Raw genomic sequence first — 14,840 nt, 5'->3', positions numbered from 1 at the left:
CATGGCAAGCGCCTACCCGCCAGGGCCAAGGCTTGACCCTGAAAATACCCATCATCAAGCAAAAAAATCACCCCTCCATGGCAAATCCATCAAGCCATGGAGTTTTTTTTGATCTGGAAATTCAAGCAACCCATCAACCAGCGGACTGGGCGCGCCAGAGCGTGGCGAAATGGTGGATGGGGCCGTGGCCCTGGCCCACGTTCAGCGTATCGGCGTGGGCGATGCTATCGGTCAGCCAGAGCTTGGCGCGGGCCACCGCCTCGGCCCATGAGGGCAGTTGCGGGCGCAACGTGGCCAGCGCGGCGGAATAGGAGCAGCCCGTGCCATGTGTGTTGCGCGTGGGCACGCGTGCGGCGGGGTAGTCGCTTTGCTGGCCGTCGGGCGTCAGCAGCGCGTCGGGCGCGTGCGCGCCGCCCAGGTGGCCGCCCTTGGCCAGCACGTGCACCTGGTATTGCCGGGCGACTTGGCGGGCCTGGGCCAGCGCCTCGTCCCAGCTTTGGGCCAGGGGGGCATCGGCGAGCACGGCCAGCTCGGGCATGTTGGGGGTGATGAGGTCGGCCAGGGGCAGCAGTTGGCGCAGGGCCGCTTCGGCCTCGGCATCGAGCAGGCGATGGCCGCTGGTGGCCACCATCACCGGATCGAGCACCAGCACGGGCGGGCGGTGTGCGGCCAGCCAGTCGGAGACGGTGGCGATGATGTCGGTGTTGCCCAGCATGCCGAGTTTGATGGCGTCGATCTCCACATCGTCGCTCACGGCGTCGAGCTGCTCGCGCAGAAACGACATGGGCGGCACGTGGATGGAGCGCACGCCCTGGGTGTTCTGGGCCACCAGGGCGGTGACCACCGCCATGCCATAGCCGCCGTTGGCAGCAATGCTTTTGAGATCGGCATGGATGCCAGCGCCGCCGGTGGGGTCGGTGCCAGCGATGCTGAGAACGCGTGGAATCATGGCGCAATCGCTTTCACATGAGGGGTTCGGAGGGCAATGGCTGCGTCCCAGGCGGCACGCAGGGTTTGTGCCGCCGCGCAGGCATCGGGCGCGGCGCAAATGGCGCTGACCACGGCTGCGCCATCGAAACCGGCTGCGCGCAGGGCGGGGACATCGGCCGCCGTCACCCCGCCAATGGCCACGGCGGGCAGCGTGGCGCGCGCGCGCAAGGCGGTCAGCGCGGGCAAGCCTTTGCCTGCATCGGCATCGGGTTTGGTGGCGGTGGGGTGCAGTGGGCCGATGCCCACGTAATCGACCACGCCCGCCGCCCCCAGCGCCTGGGCTTCGTCCAGCGTGACGGGGGCGTTGGCGCTCAAGCCCACAATGGCCTCGGGGCCGATGATCTGGCGCGCCAGCGCGGCGGGGATTTCCGATTGGCCGATGTGCACGCCCGCCACCCGCGCCCCAGCGGCGCGCGCGGCCAGAAACACATCGATGCGGTCGTTGACCAGCAAGGCGACATGCGCGGGCAGCGCGCGGGCGACGGCTTCGACCAAGGCCAGAAAAGCGCGGCCCGAGGCGTGTTTTTCCCGGATTTGCACCACGCGCACCCCGCCTTCCACGGCTTGTTGCACGGTGTGCAAGACGCTGCGCCCGGCGCGCTCGCACAAGGCGGCGTCGGTCACGAGGTAGAGGGAAAGATCCAGCGGGTGCGGGGCGTCTGACGGAGTGTGCGGCAAAGGGCGCATGGGGCAAGACTGCAAGGGAAATGGGCGGTAGGCGGTGATGGGTGGACGGCGGTGGGGCGCGGTGCGGGGAGGCAGGGCGCGGCACGCAAAGCCACGGCCCGCCCCGCTTCGCGCAAACGCGTTGGGCTGGGCGATGGGCGGTTTACTTCAACTGCGCCAGCCAGGCGTCGATATCGGCGGCGACTTGGCGGGCGGCCTGGGCCATGGCTTGGGCACCGCCGCTGGCGTCGGCGCTGGCGGCGTTGGCGCTGCGTTCAAAAACGCGCTGGCCCAGCACCTGATCGCCCTGAGCGCTGCTGCGCACGACGGTGGCGCGCACGCGCACGATGGCCCCGCTGGCGCTGTCGCTGGGGAAGACTTGCTCGAAACGCTCCACATCGGCGCGCAGCACCGGCGGGGCGATGCCGTCCTCACGCAGGCGCGCCGGGCTGAAATCGGCATCGAGCACCACCCGCGTGCGTTCGAGCTGCTGGCGCAGTTGCTGCTCGAACAGGCGCTGCACGGGCTGGCTCCAGCGGGCGTTTTGGTAGCCGCGCAGTTGCAAATCGTCGGCATAAGCCAGGCGGTAGAGCATGACTTGGCTGTCGGTGGGCAAGCCGCTGGCGCTGACGCTGGCCAACAGCAGGCTGGGCGGCTGGTTGGGTGCCTGGCTGGATGTCTGGCTGGCCGGTTGCGCGGCAGGCTGCGCCGGGGCTGCGGCGCCAAAGTCGTACAACACGGTGGGCGATGGCGGCTCGGGCAGCGTGGCGCAGCCAGCCAGGGCAAGAGCGGCGCTGGCCGCAACCAGCAGGGAGGAGAGGCGATGCATCATGGTGTGGCTTTCGACAGCAAACAGGGTTTTAAATCAAAGGAAAATTCACTTCATACCCATCATGCCGAAACAGGCATATTTTTATTCCCTTGATTTACAATTGGAAACGTGTTCAGCATTCAGGGCTTGGCAAAACCTTTTTCGCCAGGGCCTGGGCGGCTGGTGTTGGGGCCGTAGAGCAGCGATTGCGGGTTGCTGTTGAGGCTGCGCACGAATTGGCCCACTTCTTTGACCGCTGCGCCCACCTCATCCAGCGTGCGTTGCAGCCTGGGCAGGGTGGCGGCGTTGATGGTTTCGGCCGCGCCTGCAAAGGCCTGGGCGGTGTGGCCGAGTTGGTCCACCGTGCCGCCTTGCTGGCCCAGCAGGTGGGCGACCTTGCCGATTTCACGGCTCATGGCGTCGATGCTTTTGGCCGTTTGCTCCAGCGTCTTCATGCTGCGGCCCATGTCGCCGCCCAGTTGGGCGATGGCAGGGGCGATATCCTGGCCCCAGCTTTGATCGACTTTTTGCGTCAGCGCGGCGACGCTTTGCGTCAGCGTCGTCATATTTTGCGCCACAGTGCCAAAGCGCTCCACCGTGCCGATCAGGGTTTGCTGGTTGTCGTCGCTGAGCAATTGGTTGATGCGCGCCATGGTTTCGCGCACGTCGGCGATGACTTCCGGCCCCATGGCAGCCAGTTGGCTGAGGCTGGATTGGCGCATGTGCAGACGTTTGTAGCCGCCTGGGGAGGTGCCCAGATCGGCCAGCGACACGCCCGCTTCGTCCAAATCGATATAGGCCAGGCCCGTCACGCCCTGGTAGCCCAGCGAGGCGTAGGTGGTGGGGCGAATGGGCGTGCTGTCGTCCACCGTGATGCGGATGAGCACGTTGCCCGCGGCCTGGCGGTCAAAGCCGATGTGGGTCACCTTGCCCACGTTCACGCCCTTGTAACGCACGGCCGCCTGGGGCTGCAAGCCGGTGACGGCTTGGGCCGTGGACATTTCATAGGTGTGGTAGCTGCCTTGGTCGCGCGTGAGCCAGATGGCCAGCCCAGCCAGGGCGGCCAGCAGCGCCAGCACGAAAATGCCAGCGGCCATCGCATGTGATTTGTTTTCCATGTGCAAGGTCTCGGTAAGGGTAAGTGGCTGCCGGAAATGGGGAAAACCGGCTTACAGCGGCGTGGGCGCCAGGGCGCGACGACCGCGCTCGCCCTGGAAGAATTGTTCGATGAACGGATGCGCAAAGCGCGCCACTTCGCGCGGCGGCGCGGCGATGATGACTTTCTTCTCTGCCAGCACGGCCACGCGCGTGCTCAGGGCGTAGAGCGTATCCAGATCGTGCGTGACCATGATGACCGTCAGCCCCAATTGGGCATGCAGCTCGCGCAACAGTTCACAAAATTCGTCCGAGCCATGCGGATCCAGCCCGGCCGTTGGCTCGTCCAGCAGCAACAAGGGCGGATCCATGATGAGCGCACGCGCCAGCGCCACGCGCTTGATCATGCCGCCTGAGAGGTCCGATGGCATGCGCTGCGCGTGCTCGGGCTTGAGGCCCACCATTTGCAGCTTGACCATTGCGGCTTGCTGCACCACGGCCTCGGGCAGGCTGTCTTGCTCGCGCAGGGGGAAGGCGATGTTCTCCAGCACCGAAAAGGCCGAAAACAAGGCCCCGTGCTGGAACAGCATGCCAATGCGCGCCGATGCGCCCGGCCCGGGCAGATCGGCCGCATCCACGCCATTGATCTTGACCGTGCCTTGGCTGGGGCGTGTCAGCCCCAGAATGTGGCGCAGCAGCACGGTTTTGCCCGTGCCCGAGCCGCCCACGATGGTGAGGATTTCGCCGCGGCGCACCTGCAAATCCAAATCCTGGTGCACGGAAAACGCGGCTTCACCCTGGCCGAACGTCGTCCAGAGCTTGTCGATGCGCACGATGGCCTCGCTCTCGCGAGCGCCCTGCTCGCGATCTGGCTGCATGGGCTGCGCTTGGGTTTGCTCTTGGGTTTGGCGTTCCATCAAAACCCCACGTTTCTGAAAATGATGGCAAACACCGCATCAATGACGATGACCGCCGTGATCGAAGTCACCACCGATGCCGTCGTGCCGCTGCCCAGGCTCTCGGTATTGGGCTTGACCCACAGACCCCAGTAGCAGCCGATCAAGGCAATGGCCAGACCGAAGGCCACCGATTTGCCCATGCCCAACCACAGATTGGCGATATCGACGGCCTGGGGCAAGGTTTGCAAAAAGTAGGCGGGCGAGACATCCAGCGCGAAATTCGACGCGCCAATGCCGCCGAGCAAGGCGGCCATCGTCGTCCACAAACTCACCAGCGGCATGGCCAGCGCCAGCGCCATTGCGCGCGGCAACACCAGCCGAAAGCCCTGGGAGATGCCCATCACGCGCATGGCATCCAGCTCCTCATTGACGCGCATCACGCCAATCTGCGCCGTAATGGCCGAGCCGGAGCGCCCCGCCACCAAAATCGCCGCCAGCAGCGGCCCCAACTCGCGCGTGAGGGAAATGCCCAGGATGTTGACGATGAAAGCATCCGCGCCGAACTGGCGCAATTGCAGCGCCAGCAAATACGCAATCACCACCCCGATCAAAAAGCCCACCAGGGCCGTGATGGGCAGCGCCTGCGCGCCCATGCGAAACACATGGGCGGAAAAATCGTGCCAGGGCGCACGCGCCGGGTTGCGCAAGGCGCGCAGCACATCCAGGAATAACTGGCCCACCAGCCGCAACACCGCCGCCGCGTGTTTGAAACCGTTGAGATAAGCCTGACCCAGCCATTCGATATTGCGCAACCAGCCGCCCTCGGGTTGGGGCAAGGGCGCGCCGCTGAGCTGCTGCACGCGCGCCAGAATCGCCCGTTGGCTGTCATTGGCCTGCACCTGGGCGGGCATGCGGCCGCCCCAGTAGTGCCACAGCGTCTGCGCCGCGACGTGATCGAAACCCTGCGCCTGGCGCAAATCCCAACTGGCCTGCGCGCCGCCTGACGCCCCGACGCGCACGCGCTCCAATTGTTTTTGCAGGCCGCGCCAGACGCGACGGTCGCTCAATGCCACCGCATCCCAGGCGCCCTGGAGCACGATCTGTGGGCCGCCCTCGCCTGCGCGGCTTTCCAATTGTGGTGTGTGGTTCAACACTGCCTCTCGCCTGCCAAAAAATCAGCGCGCCATTGTGCACGCGCGGCGCACACGTCAAGCCAAAGCGCCAAAAACCGGCCTGCCCTGCCTGCGTGCGTGTAGCGGCTGGGCGACAAGCAGGCATGTACCCAAACATCCTCCAGCTGCTGCATGGGCGCAGAGTTACGCACTGAAACCAAACCGTCATAAAATTGCAAACCATTTTCATTCTTCGAAACATCTTCTTCCCCTCATGCAACACACACACCAATCCGAACCTCGCCAGTGGCCCCACCCCATTGCCCTGGCCTGCCTGTGCGCTTTGAGCCTGGGCGCAGCCGCTGCACACGCCCAAAACGCCCCGGCAACGGGCGAGGCCTCGGCCGCCAACGAATTGCCCGCTGTGCTCGTCACCGGCAGCCGCAGCGAGCGCGCCCTGCGTGAAGTGCCCGCCAGCGCCCAGGTGGTGGAAGCGCAGCAGCTCGAAGAAGCGCAAATCGACGACATCCGCGAGCTGGCCGAAACCCTGCCCGGCGTGACGGTGGAGCGCCGCTCCAACCGCATGACCATCAACAGCCGCGATGGCCGTAGCGGCAACGCGGGCTTCAACATCCGCGGGCTGGACGGCAACCGCGTGCTGATGCTGGTCGATGGCGTGCGCATGCCGCGCAATTACAGCTTTGGCGCCTCCAGCCGCGACAACGTCGATTTCGGCCTGCTGGAGCGAGTGGAAATCATCAAAGGCCCCTCCTCCTCGCTGTACGGCTCCGACGGCATTGGCGGCGTGGTGCAGTTCTTCACGCGCCAACCCGGCAGCTACCTCAAGAACGGCAAGCCCCTGGGCGGCCAGGCGGGCCTGGCGTATGAAGGCCAAAGCCGCTCCGTACGCGCCGGCGCCACCGTGGCCGGGCAGGCCAGCGAATCCGTGCAATGGCTGCTCTCGGCCAGCGCTCTCAAGGGCCACGCCCTGGATACGCGCGGCGACAACGACAGCGCCAGCGAGCTGCGCACCAAACCCAACCCTGAGGACACCCGCGACGCCGCTTTGCTGGGCAAGCTCGTCTGGTCGCCCAGCGCGCGCCAAAGCCACAGCTTCAGCGCCGAATACGTCAGCAAGCGCGACGAGTTGGAACTGCTCTCGCAATACGGCTCCGTCTCGCGCGGCGTGACCACGCTCACCGCCAAAGGCGACACCGACAACCGCCGCAAGCGCCTGAGCTGGCAAGGCCGCTTTGAGCTCGATGCCCCAATCGCCGACACCCTGCGCACCACCGTGGCGCACCAGCGCCTGCGCTCGCTGGAGCACTTTGAAAACACCCGCAAAAACCGCCCCGGCCAGGTGCGCGACGTGCTCGACCATGAAAACCTCTGGCAAGTCAGCGCCCAGGCCGAGAAAACCCTGCGCAGCGGCGATCTGGCGCACAAACTTGCTTACGGCGTCGATTACGCCCGCACCAAGGCCGATAACCTGCAAACCGGCGTCACCCCCCCGGCGGGCGAAACCTTCCCGCTCAAGCGCTTTCCCAACACCACGGAAAGCGCCGTGGGCCTGTTCGTGCAAAACGAAATCATCGGCAATGGCTGGAGCCTGATTCCCGGCCTGCGCTGGGACAAATACCGCATCAGCGTCGATCCCACCGGCTTTGCCGGCCAAGCCAGCGGCAAAAGCGGCTCGGCCCTCTCGCCGCGCCTGGGCGCCACGCTGGACTTGAGCCAGGACTGGACGCTCTATGGCCAATGGGCCACCGGCTTTCGCACCCCCAGCGCCGACCAGCTCAACCGCTTCTTTGAAAACCCCATCGGCCACTACCGCACCGAGGCCAACCCCGACCTCAAGCCCGAAAAAGCCCAGCACGTGGAGCTGGGCCTCAAAGGCCAGGGGCAGAACTGGCGTCTGGAAGCGGCCGTCTTCCACGGTCGCTACCGCGACTTCATCCTCGACAACCAAACCGTTCGCGGCACCGGCCGCCCGGGCGATCCGCTGGTCTTTCGCGCCGTCAACATCGGCCGCGCCAACATCAGCGGCTTCGAGATCGCGGGCGAATACCGCCTGGGCGACATGGCCGGCGGCAGCCTGTCGATGCCCGCCGCGTTCAGCATGGCGCGCGGGCGCGACAAGAGCACCGGCAAGCCCATCAACAGCGTGCAGCCCCCGCGCCTGAACCTGGGCCTGCGCTATGCCACGGCGGATTGGTCGCTGCGGCTGGACATGGTGCATCGCCAAGGCAAGAAAGCCAAAGACGTGGCCAGCACCTCCGATCCCCGCGCCGGCGCGGTGGAGTACTTCCGCCCCGCCACCTCCACCGTCTTTGACCTGGGCGGCCAATGGCGCCTGCTGCGCCACGCCAGCGGCGACGTGCGCCTCAACGCCACCGTGCACAACCTCACCAACCGCAAATACTGGCGCTGGGGTGATGTGCAAGGCCTGAGCGCCAAGCTGCCCACGCTGGATGCCTACAGCCAGCCAGGGCGAAAATTCAGCCTGTCGCTGGTCGCCAGCTTCTGATTTTTTCAATCAAAAAGAAAAAATACATGCATTTTTAGGCATGATGAACATCAAATTGATTTTACTTTGATGTATAATTTTCTTGATGCACGACAAAACGGCCGCTGCCCCATCCCAAAAGGGCAGCGGCCGTTTTTTTGCTGTTGTTTTCCGCCAAGGCCAAGCGGGTTAGAGGCGGCCCCCACACCCAGCAAGCGCAGGGTACATCACACCTCCTAATCCAGCGCATCGGAAATCGGCCGCGTGGGCACATTGCTGACGTCGAACTGGATAAAGGCAATGAGCAATTGCACGCCGATCATCACGCTCATGCCCGCCAGCATCACCGTGCCGCTGGTTGCGGGCACATCGGTGGCTGCACTCAGCATCCATTTCCACGCGCCGTACACGCTGCCAAACAGCGCCAGCAACACGCCAAACAGGCTGTAGATCGAGCCCAGGTTGAAGTCGCGCACCCAATAGTTGTAGATGTAGCGCTTGAACGTGCGGTTGAGGCTGCTGGCCAGAAAGCTCGGCAGCAGGCGGCTGGCGTTGAAGGTGGAGACTTCATCGCCATAAACCGCGTCCATCGGCACGTCGTACACCACCGCGCGCAGCGTGCCCAGGCGAAACAGCATGTCGGTTTCAAAAAAGTAGCGGCGGGCGATTTTCTCCAGCGGCAGCGCCGCCAGCGCCTGCGCCGAAATGGCCGTGTAGCCATTGGCCGGATCCATGTTGGGCCAATAACCGCTGCTGATTTTGGTGAAGAACGACAGGCACAAATTGCCCAGCAAGCGCCCTTTGGGCATGACATGCAGGGTTTGGGGGCGGTAAAAGCGGTTGCCCTTGGTGTAATCGGCCCGCCCCGTCAGGATGGGTTTGACAAAGCGCGGAATCAGCGCCGGAGGCATTTGGCCGTCGCCATCGACCTTGACCACCACCTCCATGCCCTCCTCCAGCGCGCGGCGGTAGCCCGTCATCACCGCGCCGCCCACGCCCTGGTTTTGCTCGTGGAAGATCACCTGCACGCGCGGATCCTGGCATTGCTGCTGCACCAACTGGCCGCTGCCCTCGGGGCAAGCGTCGTCCACCACATACACGCGCCGCACGCAAGCCGGCATCTGGGCCAGCACGCCCATGATGTGGCGCGTGACTTTGTAGCTGGGGATGACGACCGCAATGGCGGCATCAGCGGCAAGGCGCTCGGCGCTGGGGACGTGGGAATGCATGACAAAACGTAAACAGTGAGCGAGGGCGCCGATTATGTGGGATGCGGGACAAGGGATGCGCAGCCCACATCCCTCAGCAACGCAGCAACGCTGCAACGCTGCAAACTGCCGCGCAGTGCTGCAACGTGCTACACCAGAGCGCCTCACGCCCGGCGCATGTGCGCCACCACCGCCTGCCACAGCAGGCTGAACACAAACGCGGCGCTCATCACCAGCACGATGGTGGCCGCGGGCGCGCTGTCGAGCATGAAGCTGACATACACCCCCAGCACGGCGCACGTCACCGCCAGCGCGCTGGCCAGCAGCAGCATGGGGCCAAAGCGGCGCACCCAGAGCAAAGCCGTGGCCCCTGGCGCAATCAGCAGCGCCACGGCCAACACCACGCCCACGGCCTTCAGCGCCGCCACCACCGCCAGCGACACCGCCGCCAGCAGGCCGTAGTGCAGCAGCCGCACACGCAGCCCCACGGCGCGCGCCTGGGTGGCATCGAAAGCGTGCAGCATGAGGTCGCGCCATTGCAGCGCCATCCACAGGGTAATCACCCCGGCCAGCAGGGCCACTTCGGCCACCTCGCCCCAGCCTGCGCCCAGCAAATCGCCAAACAGCAAATGGTCCAGATGCACGCTGGCGCGCACCCAACTGTGCAGTAGCAGGCCCAGGGCGAACATGCCGGAGAACACCACACCCATCAGCGTGTCCTGCCGGATGCGGCTGTTGGCCTGCAAATAGCCGCTGAGCAGCGCACACGCCATGCCAGCGGCAAAAGCGCCGGGCAACACCGGCCAGCCCAGCAAATACGCCAGCACCACGCCGGGGAACACCCCGTGCGCAATCGCATCGCCCAGCAAGGCCCAGCCCTTGAGCACCAATAGGCAAGAGAGCAAGGCCATCGGCAGGGCCACCAAGGCCGCCATCACCATGCCCTGCTGCACAAAATCGAATTGCAGCGGCACCCATAAAGACGAGAGCCAGGTCATCGCTTCCCCCCTCATGGCGCACGCTCAGGCGCGCTGCCGCTTGCCGGCCCGCCAGCCACCGCCACCGCTTCTTGCTCTTGCCGCGCCCGCGCCGCCCGCAACAAGCCGTGCTTGGGGGCAAACAAGAAGGCCAGCGCGAACACCAGCGTTTGCAGCAGCGCAATCACCGCGCCGGTGTTGCCATCGATGAAGTAGCTCACATACACGCCCAGCAGCCCGCAACTGCCGCCAATGGCAGCAGCCCACAGCAGCACGTGCCCGAAGCGATCGCTGAGCAAACTGGCCGCCGCGCCCGGCGTGACGATCAGGCACACCACCAAAAACGCCCCCACGGCCTGCATGGCCGCCACCGTGCAAGCGGCCAGCAAAGCAAAGAAAACCAGTTTCAGGCTGGCAACGGCCAGGCCTGCGCTGCGAGCGTGGATTTCGTCGAAAAAAATCAGCATCCAATCCTTCCACTTCAGCAGCAGGGCCAGCAGCGTGACGGCGGCAACGCCAAGCAACTGCCGCGCATCCTCGGGCGAGACGGCCAGCACATTGCCCATGATGATGGTTTGCACGCTGATCGAGCGCGGCCAGAGCGAGACGAGAAACAAGCCCAGCGCGAAAAACGCCGTGAACACCAGGCCAATGGCCGCATCCTGCTTGAGCCTGCCGCGCTGCCCCAGCCACAGCATGGCGCCAGCCGCCATGCCGCCCGAGAGAAAGGCCCCGGCCGCCAGGGGCAAGCCCAGAATGGCCGCGCCCGCCACACCTGGCACGATGGCATGCGAGAGCGCATCGCCCACCAGCGACCAACCGCGCAGCATCAAAAAGCACGAGAGCAGCGCACACACCGCCCCCACCAGCATGCACACCCACATGGCCGTGCGCATGTAGCTGTAATGCAGCGGCTGCGCCAATGTGGCAAGCCATCCTGCATCCATGAAGACCTCGTTCATCGCCCTCCCCAAGATCACCTTTTCTACAAATCAAAGGAATGAAAATATACCTATTACGGCTTGATATAAAACAAGAAAGTTTTCCTTTGATTGAATAAAAAAGACTCAAACATCATTCCCCGGCGTTTTCTGGCCATGCCCTTCCGTTTGGGGCGCGGCCACCGCGCCAGCGCCGCGCAGCGGATCGGCAGGCACGCCCCGCACCGAGGAACGGCCATCGAGCAACACCAGCGGGCGCTCGTCATCGCTCATGATGCCCACCACCGCACCCTGGGCCATCGGCTCGGCGGGCAGATCGAAGTGGCGCAACACGCCGCCAAAGGCCTGGGCCAGGTTGTCGTGCGTGAACACCTCCGCCGTCGGCCCGTAGGCCAACACGGTGTTGCGCACCAGCACCGTGCGATCGCAAAACTCGGGCACGCTGCCCAGGTTGTGGGTGGAAACCAGCATCACCCGCCCCTCGCGCCTCAGGGCGCACAGCAAGTCGATGATGCCGTCCTCCGTTTTCACGTCCACGCCGGTGAAAGGCTCATCGAGCAAGATCACGCGCGCTTCCTGCGCCAGGGCGCGGGCGAGAAAAACGCGCTTTTTCTGCCCGCCAGAGAGTTCGCCAATCTGGCGCTTGCGCAGCTCGGCCATGTCCACGCGCGCCAGCGCCTGCGCCACCGCCTCGCGGTCGACCGGGCGCGGGCGGCGCAGCAAACCCATGTGGCCGTAGCGACCCATCATCACCACGTCTTCGACGAGAACGGGGAAATTCCAATCCACCTCCTCGCTCTGCGGCACATAGGCGATAAGGCGGCGGCGCAGGGCTTCGCGTACGGACAAATCCATCACCCGCACTTCGCCTTCGTCGAGCTGCACCAGCCCCATGATGGCTTTGAACAGGGTGGATTTGCCGCTGCCATTGACGCCCACCAGCGCCGTGATGCTGCCCAGGGGCGTGGAAAAGCTCGCCTGCCGCAAGGCGGTATGGCCGTTGCGATAGACCACGCTGACGTTTTGCACGCTCAGCCCCAACACCTGCGTGCCAGCGGCTGCGGCGCGCAAATCCGCCTCGGGCAAGCGCTCCATCATGGCTTGGCCTGCTCGCCGCCAGCGGCGGCGCCACTCAAGCCCTGGGCAATGGTTTGCGTCGTCACGCGCAGCAAATCCAGGTATGTCGGCACAGGGCCATCGGATGCAGAGAGCGAATCCACATACAACACCCCGCCATAGCGCGCACCACTTTCGCGCGCCACTTGCTGCGCTGGCTCGGGCGAAATCGTGCTCTCGCTGAACACCACGGGAATCTGGTGCTTGCGCACTTCATCGATCACCCGGCGCACCTGCTGGGGCGTGCCTTGCTGATCGGCATTGATGGGCCAGAGGTACAGCTCGCGCAGGCCGAAATCGCGCGCCAGATAGCTGAACGCCCCCTCGCTGGATACCAGCCAGCGCTTGGCCTCGGGCACATCGGCCAGCGTTTGGCGGATCGGCTCCACCAGCGCCTGGATTTGCGCCTTGTAGCGCTCGGCGTTGTCGCGGTAGGTCTGCGCGTGGGCGGGGTTGTGCTTGACCAGCGCATCGCGGATGTTGTCCACATACTGCATCGCCGCCGTAGGCGACATCCACGCATGCGGATTGGGCTTGCCCTCATACGGCCCTTCCCCGATGGCAATGGGCTGCACCCCTTGCGTGACCAGCACCGCTGGCACGCCCTTGAGGCGGCGGAAAAACGGCTCGAACCATGTCTCCAGATTCATGCCGTTGAACAACACCAAATCCGCCCCTTGCACGCGCACCAAATCGCCCGGCGTAGGCTGGTAGCCATGCACCTCCGCGCCCGGTTTGAGGATGGACTCCACCACCGCCGCATCGCCCGCCACATTGCGCGCCATATCCGCAATGATGGTGAACGTCGTGGCCACTTTGAACGGCTTTTGCCCCGCATCGCCCGGCGCTTGCGCCCACAGCGGCTGCCCCACACCCAGCGCAGCCACACCAGCCAGCGCCACCAACCATTTGCGCGCCCAATGGCGCCGATTCATGCGTTGATTCACAAAATTCCCCTTGCGGTAGTTGCAATGGCCCCCGGAGAACTCTTGCTTCACCCCGGGAGCGGCTGCGCGATTATAGATAAGGCTATGTTCAAAATATAGCCACTGCTTCAATAAATTGAATTTCAAAACAAAAGAAAATTTATTTCAATACAGATATGCCTAAATAGCATTTAATTTTTTCTTTTGATATGCAAAAATGACTAAGCCGGAGAAAATCGCGCGCGGCAACACCGCGAAAGCGCCAAACCGCCATCGCAATCAGTGAAACGGAAATATCAAATAGGGCTGCTGCGCAAGAGGCGCACAGCAACCCGCACCCCTGCGCCACGGCAAGGGCAAAGACGGACCACGCAGGGACGCTTCAGGCCAGCAAATCGCGCATGCGCGCAATGGCCTGTTGCAGGTTGTCCATTGAATTGGCGACGGAAAAGCGCACGTAGTTTTCCATGCCCTGATCGCCAAAATCGCGCCCTGGCGCCACGGCAATGCGCGCGCGCTCAAGCAAGGCGAACGCAAAATCCCAACTGCCCTGCACGCCCAGGCGGCGCGCCGCCTCGCGGCAATCGGCCCAGACGTAAAAAGCTCCATCGGGCTGCACCGGCACGTGCAGGCCCAGCTCGCCCAGCGGCGCGGCAAAGCGCGTCAGACGCTCGCCAAACGCCTGGCGGCGGCGCTCGTACTCGGCAATGCTTTCGGGGTGAAAGCACTCCAGCGCCGCATGCTGGGCAATCGTGCTGGGGCAGATAAAGAGGTTTTGGCCCAGGCGCTCCACCGGCGCCACCAAAGCTGGCGGCAGCACCAACCAGCCCAGGCGCCAGCCCGTCATATTGAAATATTTGCTGAAGCTGTTGATACTGACCACGTCCTCGCCCAGCGCCAGGGCGCTTTGGCCATAGGCCGCGTCATAAGACAAGCCCAGGTAAATCTCATCAACCAGCAACACCCCGCCGCGCGCGCGCACCACCTCGGCAATCGCGGCCAGCTCCTCCTTGGGCAACGAAGTGCCCGTCGGGTTGGAAGGCGAAGCCAACAGCACGGCGCGCGTGCGCGGCCCCCAATGCTCGGCCACCTGCTGCGCCGTCAACTGAAAGCGGCTTGACGCCCCTACGGCAATGGACACCGCCCGCGCGCCTGCCACCTGCACAAACTGCTTGTTGCAGGGATAGCTCGGATCGGGCATCAGCACCTCGTCGCCCTCTTGCAGCAAGGCCAGGCAGGCCAGATGCAAAGCCGCCGATGCTCCGGCCGTCACCACAATGCGCTGCGGCGCCACATCCAGCCCAAAGCGCCCGCCATACCAATCGCTGATGGCTTGGCGCAAAGCATCCAGCCCCAGCGCCGGGGTGTATTGCGTCTGCCCCTTCTGGATGGCTGCCACTGCCGCCTGCTGCACCCGCTCTGGCGCGGTGAAATCGGGCTCGCCGATGTTCAGATAAATCATCGGCGGCTGATCCCCCTGCTCCGCAATCCAGCGCTGCGCGGCCTTGGCGACTTCCATCACATAAAAAGGCCGGGTTTGCTCGGCGCGGGAAGAAAGGCGAAACGTCATGGTATTGGTGCTCAGTTGGAGGG

13 protein-coding genes are annotated in these 14,840 nt (G+C 64.6%); 1 reads left to right on the top strand and 12 read right to left on the bottom strand.

The genetic code is table 11. The annotated features are described in order from the left end of the window. Positions 1–133: 133 nt before the first annotated feature. The 6 genes from thiD to EBQ26_RS03370 form a co-directional block, all read right to left on the bottom strand. Positions 134–949: a bifunctional hydroxymethylpyrimidine kinase/phosphomethylpyrimidine kinase gene (gene thiD / locus EBQ26_RS03395; RefSeq protein ID WP_275265341.1), complete on the bottom strand. Its 816-nt coding sequence runs from the start codon at positions 947–949 to the stop codon at positions 134–136. Then, the gene (gene thiE, locus EBQ26_RS03390; protein WP_122237622.1) at positions 946–1,677 is read right to left on the bottom strand and encodes a thiamine phosphate synthase; all 732 of its coding nucleotides are present in this window, start codon (positions 1,675–1,677) and stop codon (positions 946–948) included. The genes thiD and thiE overlap by 4 nt, the downstream gene beginning before the upstream one ends. Before the next feature lie 142 nt (positions 1,678–1,819). Beyond that, a complete protein-coding gene (locus EBQ26_RS03385; protein WP_122237621.1) occupies positions 1,820–2,488 on the bottom strand; it encodes an ABC-type transport auxiliary lipoprotein family protein in 669 nt (222 codons plus the stop codon). Between the two features lie 119 nt (positions 2,489–2,607). After that, positions 2,608–3,585: an MlaD family protein gene (locus EBQ26_RS03380; RefSeq protein ID WP_122237620.1), complete on the bottom strand. Its 978-nt coding sequence runs from the start codon at positions 3,583–3,585 to the stop codon at positions 2,608–2,610. Between the two features lie 51 nt (positions 3,586–3,636). Next, positions 3,637–4,440 carry an ABC transporter ATP-binding protein gene (locus EBQ26_RS03375; protein WP_238944123.1) on the bottom strand — a complete coding sequence of 268 codons (804 nt, stop codon included), beginning with the start codon at positions 4,438–4,440 and terminating at the stop codon, positions 3,637–3,639. Positions 4,441–4,478: 38 nt separating this feature from the next. After that, the gene (locus EBQ26_RS03370; RefSeq protein ID WP_122237618.1) at positions 4,479–5,615 is read right to left on the bottom strand and encodes an MlaE family ABC transporter permease; all 1,137 of its coding nucleotides are present in this window, start codon (positions 5,613–5,615) and stop codon (positions 4,479–4,481) included. A gap of 232 nt (positions 5,616–5,847) precedes the next feature. Between EBQ26_RS03370 and EBQ26_RS03365 the strand changes: the two genes are divergently transcribed. Then, the gene (locus EBQ26_RS03365; RefSeq protein WP_122237617.1) at positions 5,848–8,100 is read left to right on the top strand and encodes a TonB-dependent hemoglobin/transferrin/lactoferrin family receptor; all 2,253 of its coding nucleotides are present in this window, start codon (positions 5,848–5,850) and stop codon (positions 8,098–8,100) included. A 215-nt stretch (positions 8,101–8,315) separates the two neighbouring features. On the opposite strand, the gene EBQ26_RS03360 is transcribed toward EBQ26_RS03365, so the two are convergent. From EBQ26_RS03360 to EBQ26_RS03335, 6 genes are all read right to left on the bottom strand, one after another. After that, the gene (locus EBQ26_RS03360) at positions 8,316–9,308 is read right to left on the bottom strand and encodes a glycosyltransferase (RefSeq protein WP_122237616.1); all 993 of its coding nucleotides are present in this window, start codon (positions 9,306–9,308) and stop codon (positions 8,316–8,318) included. A gap of 143 nt (positions 9,309–9,451) precedes the next feature. Then, positions 9,452–10,300: a metal ABC transporter permease gene (locus EBQ26_RS03355; protein ID WP_238944110.1), complete on the bottom strand. Its 849-nt coding sequence runs from the start codon at positions 10,298–10,300 to the stop codon at positions 9,452–9,454. After that, positions 10,297–11,211, bottom strand: coding sequence for a metal ABC transporter permease (locus EBQ26_RS03350; protein WP_122237693.1), 915 nt, complete (start codon positions 11,209–11,211; stop codon positions 10,297–10,299). Before EBQ26_RS03350 ends, EBQ26_RS03355 begins: the two co-directional genes overlap by 4 nt. A 120-nt stretch (positions 11,212–11,331) precedes the next feature. Further along, a complete protein-coding gene (locus EBQ26_RS03345; protein ID WP_275265340.1) occupies positions 11,332–12,303 on the bottom strand; it encodes a manganese/iron ABC transporter ATP-binding protein in 972 nt (323 codons plus the stop codon). After that, the gene (locus EBQ26_RS03340; protein WP_122237614.1) at positions 12,300–13,256 is read right to left on the bottom strand and encodes a metal ABC transporter substrate-binding protein; all 957 of its coding nucleotides are present in this window, start codon (positions 13,254–13,256) and stop codon (positions 12,300–12,302) included. The genes EBQ26_RS03345 and EBQ26_RS03340 overlap by 4 nt, the downstream gene beginning before the upstream one ends. A gap of 373 nt (positions 13,257–13,629) precedes the next feature. Next, entirely contained in the window at positions 13,630–14,817 is a 1,188-nt protein-coding gene (locus EBQ26_RS03335) for a pyridoxal phosphate-dependent aminotransferase (protein ID WP_122237613.1), read from the bottom strand. Positions 14,818–14,840 lie beyond the last annotated feature (23 nt).

The sequence above is a fragment of the Allofranklinella schreckenbergeri genome (genome assembly GCF_003703475.1).
Classification (GTDB): domain Bacteria; phylum Pseudomonadota; class Gammaproteobacteria; order Burkholderiales; family Burkholderiaceae_C; genus Lampropedia; species Lampropedia schreckenbergeri.
The sequence above is the reverse complement of the archived record's forward strand: the minus strand, read 5'-3'. Positions and strand labels throughout refer to the sequence as shown.